The sequence below is a fragment of the Bradyrhizobium sp. BTAi1 genome (genome assembly GCF_000015165.1).
GTDB lineage: Bacteria > Pseudomonadota > Alphaproteobacteria > Rhizobiales > Xanthobacteraceae > Bradyrhizobium > Bradyrhizobium denitrificans.
Genome location: NC_009485.1, coordinates 5,689,435 through 5,707,223, shown reverse-complemented (window position 1 = coordinate 5,707,223; position 17,789 = coordinate 5,689,435). Strand labels below are relative to the sequence as shown.

Annotated in this window: 20 protein-coding genes and 1 pseudogene; 11 read left to right on the top strand and 10 right to left on the bottom strand. The window is 66.1% G+C overall.

Annotated elements, in window-relative coordinates:
• The first annotated feature begins 64 nt into the window (after positions 1–64).
• From BBTA_RS25635 to BBTA_RS25625, 3 genes are all read left to right on the top strand, one after another.
• The gene (locus tag BBTA_RS25635) at positions 65–1,042 is read left to right on the top strand and encodes a Tim44 domain-containing protein (protein ID WP_012045414.1); all 978 of its coding nucleotides are present in this window, start codon (positions 65–67) and stop codon (positions 1,040–1,042) included.
• Positions 1,043–1,205: 163 nt separating this feature from the next.
• Positions 1,206–1,883 (top strand): hypothetical protein, encoded by a 678-nt coding sequence (locus BBTA_RS25630; protein ID WP_012045413.1) that lies wholly within the window; start codon positions 1,206–1,208, stop codon positions 1,881–1,883.
• 56 nt (positions 1,884–1,939) lie between these two features.
• Entirely contained in the window at positions 1,940–2,644 is a 705-nt protein-coding gene (locus BBTA_RS25625; RefSeq protein WP_012045412.1) for a glutathione S-transferase, read from the top strand.
• Positions 2,645–2,805: 161 nt separating this feature from the next.
• On the opposite strand, the gene BBTA_RS25620 is transcribed toward BBTA_RS25625, so the two are convergent.
• Entirely contained in the window at positions 2,806–3,018 is a 213-nt protein-coding gene (locus BBTA_RS25620) for a hypothetical protein (protein WP_012045411.1), read from the bottom strand.
• A 161-nt stretch (positions 3,019–3,179) separates the two neighbouring features.
• Positions 3,180–3,659 (bottom strand): hypothetical protein, encoded by a 480-nt coding sequence (locus BBTA_RS25615; protein ID WP_012045410.1) that lies wholly within the window; start codon positions 3,657–3,659, stop codon positions 3,180–3,182.
• A 275-nt stretch (positions 3,660–3,934) separates the two neighbouring features.
• On the opposite strand from BBTA_RS25615, the gene BBTA_RS25610 reads away from it, so the two are divergent.
• The 4 genes from BBTA_RS25610 to BBTA_RS25595 all read left to right on the top strand — a co-directional run bounded on the left by BBTA_RS25610 (position 3,935) and on the right by BBTA_RS25595 (position 9,149).
• Positions 3,935–6,160 carry a DNA/RNA non-specific endonuclease gene (locus tag BBTA_RS25610; RefSeq protein ID WP_012045409.1) on the top strand — a complete coding sequence of 742 codons (2,226 nt, stop codon included), beginning with the start codon at positions 3,935–3,937 and terminating at the stop codon, positions 6,158–6,160.
• A gap of 154 nt (positions 6,161–6,314) precedes the next feature.
• The gene (locus BBTA_RS25605; RefSeq protein WP_012045408.1) at positions 6,315–7,970 is read left to right on the top strand and encodes a fumarate hydratase; all 1,656 of its coding nucleotides are present in this window, start codon (positions 6,315–6,317) and stop codon (positions 7,968–7,970) included.
• A 28-nt stretch (positions 7,971–7,998) separates the two neighbouring features.
• A complete protein-coding gene (locus tag BBTA_RS25600; protein ID WP_012045407.1) occupies positions 7,999–8,442 on the top strand; it encodes a MaoC family dehydratase in 444 nt (147 codons plus the stop codon).
• A gap of 38 nt (positions 8,443–8,480) precedes the next feature.
• Positions 8,481–9,149, top strand: a complete 669-nt coding sequence (locus tag BBTA_RS25595) for a DUF429 domain-containing protein (protein WP_012045406.1) — start codon at positions 8,481–8,483, stop codon at positions 9,147–9,149.
• Between the two features lie 155 nt (positions 9,150–9,304).
• Here the strand turns inward: BBTA_RS25595 and BBTA_RS25590 are convergent, their stop codons facing one another.
• From BBTA_RS25590 to BBTA_RS25575, 4 genes are all read right to left on the bottom strand, one after another.
• Complete coding sequence (locus BBTA_RS25590) at positions 9,305–9,601, bottom strand: hypothetical protein (RefSeq protein WP_012045405.1); 297 nt, start codon at positions 9,599–9,601, stop codon at positions 9,305–9,307.
• Between the two features lie 113 nt (positions 9,602–9,714).
• The gene (locus BBTA_RS25585) at positions 9,715–10,266 is read right to left on the bottom strand and encodes a septation protein IspZ (protein ID WP_012045404.1); all 552 of its coding nucleotides are present in this window, start codon (positions 10,264–10,266) and stop codon (positions 9,715–9,717) included.
• A 24-nt stretch (positions 10,267–10,290) separates the two neighbouring features.
• Positions 10,291–10,875, bottom strand: a complete 585-nt coding sequence (locus BBTA_RS25580) for a hypothetical protein (RefSeq protein WP_012045403.1) — start codon at positions 10,873–10,875, stop codon at positions 10,291–10,293.
• A gap of 135 nt (positions 10,876–11,010) precedes the next feature.
• The gene (locus tag BBTA_RS25575; RefSeq protein WP_012045402.1) at positions 11,011–12,414 is read right to left on the bottom strand and encodes a carotenoid oxygenase family protein; all 1,404 of its coding nucleotides are present in this window, start codon (positions 12,412–12,414) and stop codon (positions 11,011–11,013) included.
• Between the two features lie 106 nt (positions 12,415–12,520).
• Here BBTA_RS25575 and BBTA_RS25570 point away from each other — a divergent pair, with 106 nt between their 5' ends.
• Both BBTA_RS25570 and BBTA_RS40895 read left to right on the top strand, forming a co-directional pair.
• Positions 12,521–13,243 carry a TetR/AcrR family transcriptional regulator gene (locus BBTA_RS25570; protein ID WP_012045401.1) on the top strand — a complete coding sequence of 241 codons (723 nt, stop codon included), beginning with the start codon at positions 12,521–12,523 and terminating at the stop codon, positions 13,241–13,243.
• 45 nt (positions 13,244–13,288) lie between these two features.
• The gene (locus tag BBTA_RS40895) at positions 13,289–13,960 is read left to right on the top strand and encodes a DUF6321 domain-containing protein (protein WP_012045400.1); all 672 of its coding nucleotides are present in this window, start codon (positions 13,289–13,291) and stop codon (positions 13,958–13,960) included.
• On the opposite strand, the gene BBTA_RS25560 is transcribed toward BBTA_RS40895, so the two are convergent.
• On the bottom strand, positions 13,957–14,589 hold the full coding sequence (locus tag BBTA_RS25560; protein WP_012045399.1) for a hypothetical protein: 633 nt from the start codon (positions 14,587–14,589) through the stop codon (positions 13,957–13,959). The genes BBTA_RS40895 and BBTA_RS25560 overlap by 4 nt on opposite strands.
• A gap of 126 nt (positions 14,590–14,715) precedes the next feature.
• Here BBTA_RS25560 and BBTA_RS25555 point away from each other — a divergent pair, with 126 nt between their 5' ends.
• Entirely contained in the window at positions 14,716–15,408 is a 693-nt protein-coding gene (locus tag BBTA_RS25555) for an SET domain-containing protein (protein ID WP_012045398.1), read from the top strand.
• Positions 15,409–15,413: 5 nt separating this feature from the next.
• Here BBTA_RS25555 and BBTA_RS25550 read toward each other — a convergent pair whose 3' ends face one another.
• The 3 genes and pseudogenes from BBTA_RS25550 to BBTA_RS25540 all read right to left on the bottom strand — a co-directional run bounded on the left by BBTA_RS25550 (position 15,414) and on the right by BBTA_RS25540 (position 16,832).
• Positions 15,414–16,052 carry a bifunctional 2-polyprenyl-6-hydroxyphenol methylase/3-demethylubiquinol 3-O-methyltransferase UbiG gene (locus BBTA_RS25550; RefSeq protein ID WP_012045397.1) on the bottom strand — a complete coding sequence of 213 codons (639 nt, stop codon included), beginning with the start codon at positions 16,050–16,052 and terminating at the stop codon, positions 15,414–15,416.
• Positions 16,053–16,175: 123 nt separating this feature from the next.
• A pseudogene (locus BBTA_RS25545) lies at positions 16,176–16,573 on the bottom strand (hypothetical protein).
• Between the two features lie 34 nt (positions 16,574–16,607).
• On the bottom strand, positions 16,608–16,832 hold the full coding sequence (locus tag BBTA_RS25540; RefSeq protein ID WP_012045395.1) for a hypothetical protein: 225 nt from the start codon (positions 16,830–16,832) through the stop codon (positions 16,608–16,610).
• A gap of 103 nt (positions 16,833–16,935) precedes the next feature.
• Here BBTA_RS25540 and BBTA_RS25535 point away from each other — a divergent pair, with 103 nt between their 5' ends.
• The gene (locus tag BBTA_RS25535) at positions 16,936–17,751 is read left to right on the top strand and encodes a helix-turn-helix domain-containing protein (RefSeq protein WP_012045394.1); all 816 of its coding nucleotides are present in this window, start codon (positions 16,936–16,938) and stop codon (positions 17,749–17,751) included.
• The last annotated feature ends 38 nt before the right edge of the window (positions 17,752–17,789 follow it).

The following is a 17,789-nucleotide window of genomic DNA, read 5'->3' as shown; positions in this document are numbered from 1 at the left end:
CCCGCAGTGCCCATCTTACGGGCATCCCCATTCCGGGGAGTCATGGGAAACAAAGATGAGCTTCATGCAGCGCAAAAGCGGCCTCCTCAAGGCGATGGCCGTGGCCCTTTCAATCGCGCTGCCGACGGTGCTCGCCGTCTCGGCAGCTGACGCCCGGATCGGCGGCGGCTCCAGCTCGGGCTCCCGCGGCACGCGTACCTTTTCCGCGCCGCCTCCGACCACGACGGCGCCCGGATCGGCGTCACAATTCAATCGCACCATCACCCAGCCGGGTCAGCCGGGCGGCTTCAACACGGCTGCGCCCGCGCGTGGCGGCCTGTTCGGCGGTCGATTCGGCGGCATGCTCGGCGGTCTCGCCGCGGGCTTCCTCGGCGCCGGCCTGTTCGGCATGCTGTTCGGCGGCGGCCTGTTCTCGGGGCTCGGCGGCTTCGCCTCGATCCTCGGCCTGATCCTGCAGATCGTGCTGGTGGTGTTCCTGGTGCGGATGGCGATGGCCTGGTGGCAGCGCCGTAACCAGCCGGCTTACGCCGCTGGCCCGTCGCCGGCCGACGGACAGCAGAGCTTCCGGTCAGGCCTGAGCGGGCTTGGCAGCGGTCTCGGCGGCTTCGGTGGCTTCGGCGGTGGCAGCAACCAGCCGCCGCTGCAGATCCAGCCGGCCGACTATGAGGCGTTCGAGCGCCTGCTCGGCGAGATCCAGCAGGCTTGGTCGAATGAAGATGTCGGCCGCCTGCGGCTGTTGTCGACGCCCGAGATGGCCTCGTATTTCGAGCGCGATCTCGAACAGAACCAGGCCCGCGGCGTGGTCAACAAGGTCTCTGGCGTCAAGCTGTTGCAGGGCGACCTCGCCGAGGCCTGGCGCGAGAACGGCGCCGACTATGCGACGGTCGCGATGCGCTTCACCCTGGCCGACAAGACCACCGAGCGCGCCTCGGGCCGCGTGGTCGAGGGCTCCGACCAGCCGCAGGAGGTCACGGAGATCTGGACCTTCCTGCGCCATCCCGGCGCCGACTGGCAGCTGTCGGCGATCCAGCAGGTCAGCTGAGCCGAAAGGTCGGACGATCATCATCAAGCGCCGCGGAGCCATCCGCGGCGCTTTTGCGTGTGCGCCCGGCGCGGAATATTCCAGCGTGTCATGGGTTCCTGAAGACGCGAACGACATCGCGCCCAAGCGATGCGCCGGCATCACGTCCACCAGGGAGGACACCATGACATCGATCCGCAGCATCCTGATCGGCAGCGCGCTGCTCGCCGTCGCACCCGGCCTGATCGCGACTGCGTCGGCTGACGGCGCGGACATGAGCTTCTTCCTCACCAGCAACGGCCCCGGCCAAGGCGGCAATCTCGGCGGCCTTGCTGGTGCCGACAGGCATTGCCAGACCCTGGCCCAGGCGGCTGGCGCAAGTGCCAAGATCTGGCGCGCTTATCTGTCGACGCAGGCCACCGACGGCCAGCCGGCGGTGAACGCGCGCGACCGCATCGGCAAAGGCCCGTGGCGGAACGCCAAGGGCGTCGTCATCGCCAAGGACGTCGCCGAGCTGCACAGCGGGTCGAACAATCTCACCAAGCAGACTGCGCTGAGCGAGAAAGGCGAGGTCATCAACGGCCGCGGCGATACGCCGAACCGCCACGATGTGCTGACCGGCTCTCAGGCCGATGGAACCGCCTTCGCCCCCGGCGAGGACCGCACCTGCCGCAACTGGACCAGCGCGACAACCGGTGCGGCCATGGTCGGCCATTCCGATCGCATCGGGCTGCGCGACGACGAGCCGTCGAAGTCCTGGAACGCGTCGCATCCCTCGCGCGGCCCCGATGGCGGCTGTTCCCAGGCCGATCTCAAGAGCACCGGCGGCGACGGGCTGCTATACTGCTTTGCGGCGAACTAACAACCCGCGTCCTCTCCGTCGCAACACGTATGGGCGCATCAGATCGAGGATGGCCCATGCGCTACGAGCTGTATTACTGGCCGATGATCCAGGGCCGCGGCGAATATGTGCGGCTCGCGCTGGAGGAGGCCGGCGCAGCCTATCGCGACGTCGCGCGCGAGGAGGGCATCGCCGCGATGACGACGATGCTGCAGGCGGACAGCGACACGCCGCCCTTCGCGCCGCCGTTCCTCAAGGCCGGCCGCCGCGTCATCGGCCAGACCGCCAACATCCTGTTGTTCCTTGGCAACCGCCATGGTCTTGCGCCGAAAGCCGAAGCAGGGCAGCTCTGGGTGCACCAGCTGCAGCTGACGGTGACCGATTTCGTCGTCGAGATCCACGACACCCATCACCCGCTCGGACCCACCTTGTACTACGAGGACCAGCGCGCGCCGGCCAAGAAGCGCACCGCCGAGTTCTGGAACGAGCGGGTGCCGAAATTCCTCGGCTATTTCGAGCAGATCCTGGCCAACAGCGGTGGCGCCTACGTCACCGGTCGTCGCCTAACCTATGTCGACCTGTCGCTGTTCCAGATCATCGCCGGCCTGCGCTATGCGTTCCCAAATCGGATGGCAGCCTTCGAGCGCTCCATCCCGGGCCTGGTCGCGCTGCATGACCGCGTCGCGGCGCGACCGAACATATCAGCCTATCTCGCCAGCGAGCGCCGCATCGCCTTCAACGAAGACGGCATCTTCCGCCATTACAAGGCGCTGGACGCGTGAAGCCGGGCGCGCGCGGCGCTCTTTATCGAGCGAAGGATGAACGTGGCCGCCGGTGTCGAACAAAGAGGCCCCCGACGGCCAAGCGCGCTACGCCCACACGTATAGCGGCGGACGCTTGACGCGCCGCCGCTATACGAAGTTGGCCTGATGGAGTGGGGTCGTCAGGCGAGAATGTCGACGCGCGTGCCCTGGCCGGGCGGAAGCGGCGGACGGGAGGCCTGCTTCTCGGCAGCGGCTTCGTCGCCGGTCTTCTCGGGCTTGAAGGACTGAGTCTCTTGGCTCTGCGTCTGTTGGGTCTGCGGCTTGTTCGTCTCGGTCGAGACCGGCGGCGGTGAGGGCGGCGGTGATGACGTCGAAACGCTCGAAACGGACATGGTCCAGCTCCTCGCTTGGTGTTGGACCAAGCGTGAGCATGGGGCGCGAAAACTTCGTCAATTGGATCGTTCGAATTGTCTGCAACTGTGGGCGGCGGCCACGATAGTGAATGGGGCGCTGACACGCGTAAAGAAAGGCTGCGGTATCAGCGTATCCAGGCCTATTGATCCTTGCTGCGTGTGATCGTGATCGACGACTCCGTCTTGGTTCGCGCGCAACGCATGTCGAGTCGCCGGTAGCGGCTTGCGACATCGTCGCCGCGGAAGATCCCGAGCCGGCGGTAGCAGCGGGTGACGCCGCGCTGCATGTCGTCCTTGGGCAAGGTGAATACGATCGCGGCCGCGCTCGCCATCAGCTCGACGAAGGCCGGCGTCGGCTTGCGGTCGGATTTGCCGAACAACTGGTTGCTGAAATTCTTCGATGAGCAGCCGAGCGTGATCTCGCGCGCTTTGGGATGCGCCAGATAAACCGTGCCGGCCGCCGTCTGGCCGATCCTGATGCCCTCGATGCCGTTCTTCAATTCCTTGGCGAGGTCGTCGCAACGGTCCGCGCGGGCCGGTTGCGACGTCAGCGCCATGCTCAGCGCAACGAACGTGGCGAAACCAGCGGCCCGGCCAAATGCCCAATGATATGAATGCATTCCAAATACCCCCGCGGCATTGAAGCGTGCACGGGCCGGTGATGCAAGCGCTTGGGCGGATCGCTGCGGCAGCCAACAGTCAGGTGTGGCAAACCGGCCGTGCGTGCAGGGCAGCCGATCGCCAGGCTCGATGCCGCCATGGCGCGTGGAGCCGCCGGCTCGACCGGCGCGCGACGCGCGAGCCTCGTCGGCCTTGTCACTCCCGGCCAGACGTGTTCTACTGTAGGTATTTATTAGGTCGTTTGCAGCTATAGATTTATCAGTGGAGTTGCGACATGGCCGCTCCCCCCGTCAAGCTTCATTACGTGCCCGCGATCGCCGCCGAAGCGGCCAAGCGGTTCAAGTCGCGCAACGAGCCGCGCCGCAGGCGGATGACCGCTGCCAACAAGGGCGAATACACCAAGGTCGAATCCAAGGAGCGGCTGGTCAATCACGTTAACAGGCTGCTGAGCGAGCTGGCGAGTTCGACCGCCGCGCCGGATCCGGCGAGCGCGCAGGAGACGTTGCGGCGCGAGGCCCCAACGTTGAAGGGCCTGCCGTCACCGGGCCAGGTCACGGCGAGCGACATCAACGATCGTTTTGTGGAGCGCGTGATCGGCAAGACGCGCGACTTCCTCGCGGTGCAGTTCTTCGATCGCGGTGCACGGGCGAGCCGCGCGGTGTGCCGGATAGTCACGACCTTTCCTGAGGGCGAAGCCTTCGGCACCGGTTTCCTGGTCACGCCGCGGCTGCTGATCACCAATCATCACGTGTTCACCGATGATGACGTGGCGCGGCGCAGCAGGGCCGAATTCAACTATCAGCTCGGGGGCGACGAGACGCTCGCGGTCGAGACCTTCGCCTTCACGCCCGACGTGTTCTTTCTCAATGACAAGGGGCTCGATTTCGCGCTGGTCGCGGTGGCCCCGAGCTCGGCCAAGGGGACGCCGCTCGATCATTTCGGCTTCTGTCCGCTGATCGGCGCCGAAGGCAAGATCATCACCGGCCAGCCGGTCAACATCGTGCAGCATCCGAGCGGCGGGTTGAAACAGGTCGTCGTGCGCGATAACCAGCTGATCGACCTGCCGGAGAACGGCTCGGCGGTGGATCAATACGCCTATTACGAAGCCGACACCGAGCCGGGCTCGTCGGGCTCGCCGGTCTTCAACGATCAGTGGGAGGTCATCGCCCTGCATCATTCGGGCGTGCCCAAGACCAACCGCAGCGGTCAGGCGCTCGACGCCAGCAACAAGGTGGTGCCGTCCGACGGCGACCAGACTCGCGTCGAATGGATCGCCAATGAAGGCATCCGCACCTCCCGTCTGGTCAAGTTCATCGCCAATGCTGGCGTGGCGCGCGGCAAGGAGCTCAAGGACGAGTTCGTCAATATCAGCGCCGGGCAGGTGGTTCGGCCGCCTCCCAACCCGCCGGTGGAGAGCACGCCAGTGACGCCCGAGCCTCCGCCATCGCCGCCGCCTCCCGCGCCTGAGCCCGTGGCGGCGTCGCCAGCCGGCACGGTCTCGATCACGGTGCCGCTGAACATCACGATCAGCCTTGGCGCGGCGGCTGGCGCCACCATCGCCGCGCCGGCGGGAGTGCTCACGGCGCCGGCCGGCTCGGATCTGCTGGAGCAGGCGCGGCCCGAGCCGTTCTCGACGCCGCGCCCGGGGTTCGATGCGAAGTTTCTCGGCTTCGATGCGCCATTGCCCAGGCTTGCGCCGCCCGCAGCGGCGGCGGCGGCGAAGCTCGCCAATGGCGGCATCGAGCTGACCTACTTCCACTACAGCGTCATCATGAATGCCCAGCGCAGGCTCGCCTTTGTCTCCGCGGTCAATCTCGACACAAAGGCGAAATTCCAGGTCAAGCGCGACGGCAAGGACAAATGGTACTATGACAGCCGCATCCCGCGCGAGGCGCAAGCGGGCCCCGAGCTCTACGCCGACAACCCGCTCGACTTCGGCCATTTGACGCGCCGCCAGGACGCGGCCTGGGGCGCCGACGAGGACGAAGCCAACGCCGCCAACAGCGACACCTTCCATCTGACCAACTGCTCGCCGCAGCATTCGGTGTTCAACCAGAGCAGCCTCGCCAGCCACAATGGCGTGCTGCTGTGGGGCAACCTCGAAATGTATGTGACGGCGCAGGCGAAGAAGGACACGCCGCGGCTGTCGATCTTCAACGGCCCGGTGTTCCGCGCTACCGACCAGCTCTATCGCGGCATCCTGTTGCCGCGCGAGTTCTGGAAGCTGATCGTGTTCACGCGCGCCGATGGCCGGCCCGGCGCGGTCGCCTTCGTGCTGAGCCAGGAGAGCCTGATCCGCAATCTGCCGGCCGAGGAATTCGTGGTCGGGCCCTACCGTCCGTTCCAGCTCCGTATCGCCGATCTCGCCGCGCGCACCCAGCTCGATTTCGGCAAAATTCAGAGCTACGACCGCATGGGCGATGTCCGCCAGGAGAGCCTGATGGAGGGCGCGCGCAGTCCGGTGGTGTCGATCGGCAGCTTCGCCGACGTGGTGATCTGAGCGGGCAGGGCGGCCGGCAATTCAGACCAAAGTAGGCATGGTTCGGCCCCGGTGCCGCCATGCCGATACATAGGTTGCGCGCCTGGAAGATGGTCGATATCAGACCTGTCAAGACCGCTTTGGGCGGCCCTTTTTAGAACCCCACGAGCTCGCCATGAACGCGCCCACCGCCTTTCCCGACCAGTCCAAGCCCGTTCCGCCGTACAAGCACACGCCGTTGTTTCCGCTGGGGCCGGACACCACGCCCTACAAGAAGATCACGAGCGAGGGCGTGCGGGTCGAGAAGGTGCTGGGCCGCGACATGCTCGTGGTGTCGCGTGAGGCGCTGCGGGCCTTGTCCGAGGCCGCCTTCGGCGAGATCAACCACTTCCTGCGTCCCGGCCATCTGAAGCAGCTGCGCAGCATCCTGGAGGATCCGGAGGCCAGCCCGAACGACAAGTTCGTCGCGCTTGATTTCCTGAAGAACGCCAACATCTCCGCCGGCGGCGTGCTGCCGATGTGCCAGGATACCGGCACCGCGATCATCATGGGCAAGAAGGGCTGCAACGTCATCACCGATGGTGACGACGAGGCGGCGTTGAGCGAAGGCGCCCGCGACGCCTATCTGCGCCGCAATCTGCGCTACTCGCAGGTCGCGCCATTGTCGATGTATGAGGAGAAGAACACCGCCAACAACATGCCGGCGCAGACCGAGATCTACGCCGAGGGCGAGGACGCCTACAAATTCATGTTCATGGCCAAGGGCGGCGGCTCGGCCAATAAGAGCTTCCTGTTTCAGGCGACACCCTCGGTGCTCACCAAGGATCGCCTGCTGGCCTTCCTCAAGGAGAAGGTCCTGACGCTCGGCACGGCGGCGTGCCCGCCCTATCATTTGGCGATCGTGATCGGCGGCACCTCGGCCGAATTGTGCATGAAGACGGTGAAGCTGGCGTCGGCGCGTTATCTCGACGCGCTGCCGACCCAGGGATCGGCCGATGGCAATGCGTTCCGCGATCTGGAGATGGAGCAGGAAATCCATAAGATGACGCAGAGCCTGGGCGTAGGCGCCCAGTTCGGCGGCAAATATTTCTGCCATGACGTCCGCGTCATCCGCATGCCGCGCCATGGCGCCAGCTTGCCGATCGGCCTCGGCGTATCCTGCTCGGCCGACCGCCAGGTGCTCGGCAAGATCACCAAGGACGGCGTCTATCTCGAGGAGCTCGAGCATCATCCGGCGCAATATCTGCCGGAGGTCGAGCAGGCGCTCGGCGGCGAGGTCGTGAAGATCGACCTCAACCAGCCGATGAAGGACATCCTCGCGACGTTGTCGAAGAACCCGATCAAGACCCGGCTGTCGCTGACCGGCACCATGATCGTGGCGCGCGACGCCGCGCATGCCAAGCTGCGCGAGCGGCTCGATCGCGGCGAGCCGCTGCCGGACTACTTCAAGAACCATCCGGTCTACTACGCCGGTCCCGCCAAGACGCCGGATGGCTACGCCTCCGGCGCGTTCGGTCCGACCACCGCTGGCCGCATGGATTCCTTCGTCGATCAGTTCCAGGCTGCCGGCGGCTCGATGGTGATGGTCGCCAAGGGCAACCGCGCGCCGGCGGTGCGCGAGGCCTGCAAGAAGCACGGCGGCTTCTACCTCGGCTCGATCGGCGGCGCCGCGGCGAACCTCGCCGAGCACTGCATCAAGAAGGTCGAGGTGGTGGAATATCCCGAGCTCGGCATGGAAGCGATCTGGCGCATCGAGGTCGTGGATTTCCCGGCCTTCATCATCATCGACGACAAGGGCAACGACTTCTTCAAGGAGCTGAACCTGGGTTGAGGTTCTCCGAGACGGATGCGAGGACCGCATGGTCGAATGGTTCGATGACCTCACGATCGGGATGACGTTCAAGAGTGGTGAAGCGGTGGTGTCGCGCGAGGACATCAAGCGCTTTGCCGCCGAATTTGATCCGCAGCCGTTTCATATGGATGAGGAGGCGGCGGAGAAGACCATTCTCAAGGGGCTGGCCGCTTCCGGATGGCACACCGCGGCGATCGCGATGCGGCTCGCGGCAGAAGCCCGCCCGTTCGGTCCGCATCCTCTGTTCGGTGCCGGAGTCGACGAGTTGCGTTGGCTGAAGCCGGTGCGGCCCGGCGATACGCTTCATCTCGAAGGCGAGGTGGTCGATCTCGTACCGTCGCAAAGCAAGCCGCAGGGCATCGCGCGCATCCGATGGACCGCCTATAACCAGCACGGCGAGGCCGTCTATACCTTCAATCCGATCGCGATCGTACCGCGGCGTCCGGCCTGATCGGCACGCCGGCGGAGCGCGAGCTGCATCGAGACAGCATGTTTCTCGGGCTTGATGGTTTCCGCAACGGCTGGGTCGCTGTCCGGATCGACGGCGAGTGTCGGGCGATCGAATTCCGTCCTGACGTCGCGGGGGCACTGGCGGCGCCCTTCGTGCGCGCGGCCATCGATATTCCCATCGGCATGCGTGACGACGGCGCGCGCGCCTGCGACCTGCTCGCGCGCGACAGGCTCGCGCCGCATCGGTCCCGCGTCTTCACCGGGGCGCGGCGCTGGTTGTGGGAGGACTACACCGATCCCGATCAGGCCAATGCCGAGGCCTCCCGGCGCGGGCAGACGCGCGCCTCGCGCCAGCTTTGGCATCTCGGCCGCAAGATCATGGAGGTCGACGCCTTCGTGCGCGGGCATCGCGAGCTCGACATCCGCGAGGCGCACCCTGAAATGGTGTTCCTGCGCCTGCACGGCGCGCCGCTGCCGCCGAAGAAGACGCATGAGGGCGCCAGGCTGCGGCGCGACCTGTTGTTTGCGGATGGTTTTCACGACATCGACGAGTGGGTCAGCCGCGCCCACATCGGCACCGGCGCCAAGGCGGACGACGTGCTCGACGCCTGTGCCGTGGCACTCGCTGCCCGCGACTGCGCCGGCTGCGTGCCGGAGGGCGATCCGCCATGCGACGCGCATGGCCTGCCGATGCAGATCTGGTTTTGAGAGCTGCTGCTTCGCCGCCGCAGGGCGGTGGCGTGCCACTGTCGGCCGGCGGATGTTCGAGCGAATGGTGGGCATGGCGCGCGACAGGCCGTCACGTGATCGGGACGGCGAAGCGCGCCTTTGCCAAGGCTACAGACAAGGCTACTGAATAGGGTTCAGCCCCGCGCGCCAGTGAACGGGAAGCTGCCCATGAAGCCGATGCCCATCTCGCCGGAGATGGTGTCGCCGGCCACCTTGCCCTTGAAGTCGAGGGTCAGCGGCATCGGGCTGGTGATGGAGACCTTCCAGGCGACGTCGTCGCCGTTCACGGTGCCATCGAAAATCTCAGCGGAATCGCCCTCCGCGGCCTGGGTGCCGGTCAGCGTCGTGCCGGAGCTCTTCAAGCTCAGGGTCGCGCTGCGCTCGCCCATCGGCGTGTTCAAGGTCAGATTCCAGTTGCCGTCCACTGCCATCGATCGTTCTCCTGGCGTTGCCATCCCGCGCCCCGAAGCCGCCTTCGAGGGTGCCTTGGGGCGCCCCTATAGCGCATCTTTGCGCGTAAGCCCAATACGACGATCGCGAGGCCTCAGGCGCGGGCCGCGCGCAGGCGATTGGCCACCACAAAGCGGAAGGCGATGAACTGCAGCGCGAAGGCCGCGACCTTGGCGCCGCCAGCGATCACGGTGATGTAGAGCACCCAGAGCTTGATGTCGCCGTGCATCGCCATGGCGACGGTGCCCAGGCCGAGCGCGAACATCAGCGCCGCCCAGGCGTAGCCGGCGGCCGTGACATATTCCGGGATGGTCTCGGAGACGATCGGCGGCACGTAGCGCAGCATCCAGCCGCGCTTGAGCATGATGAGGCCGATCGCGAAATGGCCGATCGCAGGTTTGGCGAACATGAAGCGCGGATCGTTGGTGAGCAGCGTGACGCCGCCGAGCACGATCACGAGGCCGACGCTGGCATAGGCCATGAAACTCAGGCTGACGCCCCTGACGCGGGCATAGACCACCTGGACCACAGCCACGGCGACCGCGGCGGCTGTCGCCAGCACGACGTCGTCGGTTGCGATGTACAGGATGAAGAACACCGCGGCAGACAGGAAGTCGGCCGTCAGCTTCGCAAACACGTCTTTCACGCACGTCCCCCTGGGGCAGAATCGTCAGGAATCTTGGCCGGACATTACGGCAGCACTCTGCGCCGCCATGTCCTTCGTCCTACGGTACTCAGGATACCAACGCGTGAAGTAAAGTGCACTGTTGCGCGCGGCAAAAGCAATGGCGAGGCCAGTCCAATAGGGCAGCCCGGGAACGTAGAGCGTCATCAGATTGCCGATCATCATCAGCAGGGCCGCCAGCGTCCAGGCGCCGGTGATCACGTAATTTGCGCGCATAAAGCCGGGAATCGCGGCAATTTCCGGCGGGACCTTCTCCAGCGCATATTGCAGGGTGAATGGCACGCGCAGCAGCATCGACCCGAGCGACAGCGCGAAAATGCCGCAGTCGACCGCAAGACGCACCCCGGAGACGCTCATGCTTGGGTCGATGAGATTGAGGTACGCTGCTACGCCGGCGAACACGATGGCAGAGCCGAGGCCGAGGATCTTGACGGAACGCCCGTTGATCATGTCGAGCGCAACCACGGCCAGGCACAGCCCGGTAGCCACAGCCAGGCTGAGGGTCGCAGAGACCATCGTCAGCAACGCGGCGTAGACGCCGTAGGGCGCGAGAATGAATAAAAGCGTCATTGACGGCTGCTCCCGAGCCAATCTTTACACCGACAAGATGAATAGAGGCGGCACGGCTTCCGGTCAAGCCAAATCTTGACAGTGTCAAAATATCGTGACGGCGCAGGTTAATGGTGGACAGTCAATGACTTGTCGTCAGGCGCCGACCCAATTGCCGTGAAAGCCGTCGGGGACGCGATGGCCGAGATGGACCAGCGCCACCGGTCCGCTGGCGATGTCGGTGGCGTTCAAGACCGCGAGGTCGGAGGTGTTGGTCGCAGCGCGCCACACCACCGTGAGCAGCCAGCCGTCACCTTCCGCCGCATCGGCGCGGCGCGGCACGAACACCGGCTCCGACAGGCTGTCGCCATCCGGCAGCAGGTAGGTCGCACGCCGCGTGCCCGCGGCGCCGTCGACCTGCGCAAGGCCGGAGAGGGCGCCGAACAGCGGGCCGTCCGGATTGGCGCAGGCGTACCAGCCGTGGCGGCTCGGAAGTCCGGCGCGGCGGTCGTCGATGCGGGGGAATTCGCCGGTGAGATCGTCGAGATAGGTCTGTGTGAAGCGTTCGCTGGTGCCGGCGAGGTCGAAGCTCCAGCGGCAGAGCCGCGCGCGCGACTTGGCCGGATCGGTCGGCCGGCCGTCGGGGTGCGGAAACAGCGGCGGCTCGTCGAACTGCATGACGTCGGCGATGATGTGGTGGCCGTCCTCCCAGGCGTTCATGACATGAAAGACGTAACAAGCCTCGCCGCGATACCAGACGATGTCCTTGACGGCGCCGCCGCGCTTCATGATGCCGACATAGGCACCCTTGTCGGGCTCCCAGGCATAAGGCGGCCTGCCGGACATTGCGCGCTCCAAGCTTCCGGTGAGCGGCATGATCGGAAACAGCACGTGATCAGCGGTGACGACGAAATCATGCACCATGCTGGCATAGGGGGCGTCGAAGCGATCGAGGCGCGTCAGCCGGCCAGAGGCGTCGACGGTGCCGTAGGTCAATGCCGGCGTCAGCGGCCCGGCGGCGTTGTAGCCGAAGAACAGCAGCTCGCCGCTGACCGGATCGGTCTTCGGATGCGCGGTGAAGGCGCCGCGCAGACGGCCGCCGAAATCGTGATAGCCCGATGTCGCCAAAGTGCCCGGCTCGATCTCGGTCGGCAGATGCGCCTCCTCCAGTGCAAGCAGGCGACCGGCATGGGCGATGATGTTGGTGTTGGCGACGCCGCCATCCGTGACGTCGGCCGGCGCGTCCGGGAGTTTGCGGCCGAAGCCGCCGAACAGCGCGCGTCCCGCGCGGCGCTCGGCCTCGAATTTCGGCGTCCGGACCCAGCGGTTGCGATAGGAGGCGCGGCCGTTTTCGAGATGGAACGCGTGCAGCATGCCGTCGCCGACGAACCAATGTGCGCCCGGCGACGAGAATTGCGGGTTCGGACCGTTGCGATACAGCGTGCCGTTGAGCTCGCGCGGCAGCTCGCCGCTGATCTCGAGGAACGGCGCATCGCATTCGAACGGGATCGGCGCGAGGTTGCTACGGTCCGTCCGGGGCGCGGCAGGCGTCTGCGTCATGGCCGTTCCTCAGCTTATCTTTACGATGTAAAGATAAGCTAGCGGGACTTCCTGAGCTGGTCAAGTTCAATCTTTACGATGTCAAAATCGCGAGTATAAGGAGTCCATGACGATCAAACCGGAACAGGGGCGGACGCGCACACGACGCCCGACCGCAGCAACGACACGCGGCAAAGCGCGCCGCGGGGCCGGCACCGCCGGCGATGCGGTCGCACCCTATCATCACGGCGCGCTGCGCGATGCGCTGCTCGAAGCGGCCGAGCGCGTGCTGGAGCGCGACGGTCTGGCGGGGCTCACATTGCGGGCGGTGGCGCGGGAGGCCGGCGTGTCGCATGCGGCGCCGACGCATCATTTCAAGGATCTCACCGGTCTGGTGAGTGAACTCGCCGCGATCGGCTTCACGCGCTTCAATGCCGCAATGAAGGCGGCGGGCGAGGGGCCGGGCACGCCGATCGAGCGCGCGATGGCGCGGGCGCATGCCTATGTCGCCTATGCGCAGGCCAATCCCGGCATGTATGGACTGATGTTCCGCACCGAGCGGCTCGACTATTCGCGTCCCTCGCTGCACGAGGCGGCCGAGGCGTCCTTCGCCGGTCTTGCTGGTTCGGTGGCCGCACGCAGCGGAGACCAGGTCGGCAATGAGGAGCTGACGATCGATCAGGCCGCGGCGATCGCGCGCGCCTGGTCCCTGGTGCACGGCTACACGATGCTGCTGCTCGACGGCCGTCTCGCCGACATCCTGCGCCGTTCACCGCCGGGCACCAATGCCGAATCGCTATTGGAGGCGATGCTGCGGGCCACGGTGCCGAAGCTGCCGCCGGGCGCGTAGCTCGACACAGCGGAAACCGGGCGGCGGATTGCGCGTTGGTGGGGCATGGCACGAACACCACGCGCTCCCTGGACGAAGCCCAATCCGCGCAAGCGCGCCGGCAAGGCTTCGACGCATCTCACCCCCGCCGAAAAGGCGACGGCCAAGGCGCGCGCCCGCCGCGCCGGACGGCGCTATCCCAATCTGGTCGACAATATGCGGGTGGCCGCCAACAAGGCGGCCAACACCAAGACCAGCGGGCGCAAGCGCGCCGCGACGTCAAAGACCAAGCGGCGCCCTGCATCGTCTGCCAAGAAACCGTCCGCCAAACCCGCCACGAAACGCGCCGTCCCCCGCGCCACAGCGAAAGCGCGCAAGACAAGGGGGCACGCGCAGGAGAAGGATCCGCGCGGCGGCTTGACCGCAGCGGGACGCCGGGCGTTCGCCGAACGCGACGGTGCGCATCTGAAACCGGGCGTCAAGAAAGCGGTATCGCAGATGACGCCCTCCGAGATGCGCCGCAAGGGCAGCTGGGCGGTGCGGTTCTACGGACGCAAACAACTGCCGCCCTTGGTCGACGCAGAAGGGCGGCCGACCCGGCTCGCGCTGTCGGCGCATGCCTGGGGCGAGCCGGTGCCGCGCACGGTGAAAGCCGCGCGCCGAATTGCGGCCAAGGGCGAGCGGCTGCTCGCCCGCTATCATCGCATCAAGGACCGCGGTGCGCGCAGCCCGCGCTAGGGTCGCGCCAGGCCGATGACGCGGCCGCGCGTGCCGACGATTCTCACTTCGTCCTTGCTGCAGATGAAGCTCCGTGCGGTCTCATCGGCGGCCTGCCGCGCCAGTTCATTGGCGTTCGCGTTGGCGGTCGCATCGACATAGGCAACGTGGCACACCGGCCCTGGCGGTAGACGCGTCACCACCAGCATCGGCTTGTCCTTCGGCCCGCTCTTGCCCTGGTCGTCATTGTCGGCGATCTGCCAGCGCTGGATGATCGCGAACGGCCTGCCGTCGGCCACGCGCCATTCGACGGTGTTGCCGGCGGAATTGAACGGACCGAACCAGGTTTCGGCTGCGGGCTCCTTCGCGGCGGCGCGCGCACTACGTCCCACCGAGACCGTCTGGCGAAGATCGCCCTCGTTGACGAGCAGGATCAGCCCGTTCTTGCCGGGGCAGATCTGCGTCGAACTGTCACCGTCCTTCTTGCCGCTGATGGTACGGCAATCCTTGGCGGCGGCCGAACTGTAGATGCTTCCGATTGTCTCGGCTGTAGCCTGGCTGCCGCACGCGCCGGTGAGGAGGAGTGCTGTGCCGATCCAGGCCAGGACCTGTGAGGCGGAGAGGGCGGTCAGTTGTTGGGCAGGAGACATCAGGAACTCGCCGTTAGGCCTGCGCAAGCTGGGGAAGGATCGGCGCGACGGCTTGAAACACCTGACAGCACCATGAATTTGTCCTAGAACGACCGCCTTGTACCATCCACTTATCAGCTCTCGGTCATGCCTGCCATCCCGCCGACCAAACCCTATCGCATCGGCCGCTCCAAGACGGGGCTCGGCCTGTTCGCCACCAAGCCGATCAAGAAGGGCACCAAGATCATCCGCTATTTCGGTCCGCTGCTGGATTCGAAGAAGGCGGATGAGGACGCGATCGAGAACAAATATCTGTTCGAGCTCGACAAGCGCTGGACCATCGACGGCTCGATTCGCGAGAACGTCGCGCGCTACATCAATCACTCTTGCAAGCCGAACGCCGAATCCGACGTCAAGCCGCGCAAGAAGAAGATCTTCATCCGCGCCATCAAGGACATCGAGCCGGGCGAGGAGATCAACTACGATTACGGTACCGACTATTTCAAAGCCTATCTGAAGCCGATCGGCTGCAAATGCGAGGCCTGCGAGAAGAAGCGGGCAAAGAAGAAGGCTGAGGCGCGGGCCGATCGCGTTCTTCAAAAGGCGAAGGACGAGCGCAAGGCCAAGAAGAAGGCCGAGAAGCTCACCAAGGACACGGCGAGGGATCCAGCGAAGGACAAGGCCAAGCAGCGTTCCAAAGCCAAAGCGAGCACCAAGGCCGGAGGCGATGCCCAGGCGCGCGGCAAGGCCAAGAGCCGGCGGCCGGTGCCGACCGTCGGCAAGCGCGTGAAGACTAGGTCCACCGTCAAGACGCTGACCAGCCGCGCCAAGGCGGCCTGAGGCGGTCAGCCTGCGTTCCTTGCCTCGTCACGCGGGCTTCTGAAAGCCAGCGTCGTCCAGGTGACGCCCGCGGCGCGGTTCTCGGCGCCGCGCGACGCGCCATCTTGGTTGAACACGAGGCTCATCCCGAGTTTTCGCGCAGGCTCGATGATCGCCTCGGCATCGATCTCGAACATGCGGCGGCCCGGAGGCACCGGCCCGTGCCGCAAGGTCATGATCAGCAGGCCGCCGGGAGCGATTCGTGCCGCGATGTTGGGAAGCGCTTGTCGCCGCTGCGCGTCGTCGAGATGCATCAAGACGGCGGTCGACATCACGAGATCAAACTGTTCTCCGCGAGCGGCCAGAACTGCGAGGTCCGGGAGGCTGTCGTCGATCCAGGTGATGGCGGGGCAGGCATGCAGCTCGATTGCGCCGATGCGCAGCTCATGAGTCGGCTCGACGGCCACCACCTGATGTCCCAGGCTCGCAAACCAGGCGGCGTCACGCCCCGTGCCCGCGCCGATGTCGAGCACGCGGGCAGGAGTCTCCGGAAGCAGATGACGCACGGCCGCATGGACCTGCTCCGCGGGGATGCTTTCATAACGGATCAGGAGAGTGTCGGCCTCGGCGGCGTAACCTTCCGTTCCGCTCACATGCGGCTGCATCGCTGCGCTCCCCCTTACGTTTTCGATCCTGCAGGGGACAGTTTCGCCGCCCATGTGCAGCCGTCAACCGGGTAGGAACGCCGGCCATCCGATCGCCATGGCCGGCGCCCATCTGCGTTTGCCTCATGCCATGATCGGACCCGCACTGCGGCGCACACCATATATTGCAGCTCGGCGAACACGCCGGTGCCCACCGCCTGGGCCGCGACAAAGATCTCGCCGAGCGCGTTCGGGGCAACCAGGCCCGAGAACAAGAGGCCGATGCTGCCGACCGTCCACGCCGCGTTGCCGGCGATGACGAGCAGCACCAGCGGCCTGGGCGCCGTTGCGCGCGAGGCGAGCCAGCCGACGAGGATCGTGTAGGCGATCAGGAACAGGCCGGTCTCCCGCAGCAGCGCGTCAGGCAATTGCATCAGCGTCGCGAGGGGACCAGCGTCGACCGTGAGGACGAGGCCGGCGACGCCGCTGAAGATGGCGTCGGCGAGCAAGGCGCGGCGGAGCAGGGTGGACGAGGTGATCATGTTGTGTCTCCTTCGGTTGGGGGAACGGCATGGTTCAACGGAACCAGGCGAGGAGCTGACGGCGCAGGCGCCTCGGGCACAGCGAGCGTGCCGCCCGCGTCTCGATGGCGTAGACCTGCGCGAAGACGAGGCTGCCCGTGGCGTGCAGCAGCGGCTCCGGCATGTTCAGCGAGCGTGCCAGCAGAGAAGTCGCGAGGCCCGCCAGCCAGCTGCTGTGCGCCGTGAATGGAGTGCTCTCGGGATCCTGCTGCCTGCTCATGGTCTGCTCCTGTGAGCATCACGATGATCGGTCGCGGGAGGCTTTTCGATTACCTCGCACGTCATGGTGGCGCTGACGTCTGCGTGATAGATCTCCGCTCATGATGAACCAGCTCGCTTCGGCGCGCGCCGACCGCGCCAAACCCGTTCATGTCGGCGAGCATCTGCGGCAATGGCGGCAGCGGCGGCATCTCAGCCAGCTCGATCTCGCGCTCGATGCGGAAATTTCCGCCCGGCATCTGAGCTTCGTGGAGACCGGCCGGGCGGCGCCGTCGCGCGACATGGTCCTCAAACTGGCGGAGCGGTTGGACGTGCCCCTGCGTGAACGCAATGTGCTGCTGGTCGCGGCGGGCTACGCGCCCGCCTTTCAGCAGCGCCCGCTGGACGATCCGGCGCTGAAGCCGGCGCGCGAGGCAATGAACCTGGTGCTGACGGCGCATGAGCCCAATCCCGCGCTCGCGGTCGATCGGCATTGGAACCTGGTCGCGGCGAACCGCATGATCGCGCCGCTACTCGCCGGCATCCCGGATCACCTGGTGGCGGCGCCGCTCAACGTGCTGCGGGTGGCGCTTCATCCGGAGGGCCTGGCGGCGCGGACGGTGAACCTGGCCGAATGGAGCGGACATCTGCTGGAGCGGCTGCATCGGCAATGCGAAGCCACGGCCGACGCCGATCTGCTGGCGCTCTATCAGGAGCTGCGATCCTATCCGTTCCCGGCGCGATCCGGGCCGCTGGCGGCCGACAGCGTCGCGATTCCGCTGCGGCTCCGGGTCGGCAATGATGTGCTGAGCTTCTTCTCGACCACCATGGTGTTCGGCACGCCCGTGGACATCACCCTGTCGGAGCTGGCCCTGGAAACCTTCTTCCCGGCCGATGAGCTCACGGCGAGCAAGCTCAAGGAGATGGTTACCCTGCTGTGACCCCGGCTTGTGCTGGCGGGGCACGGGTTTATCTTGGG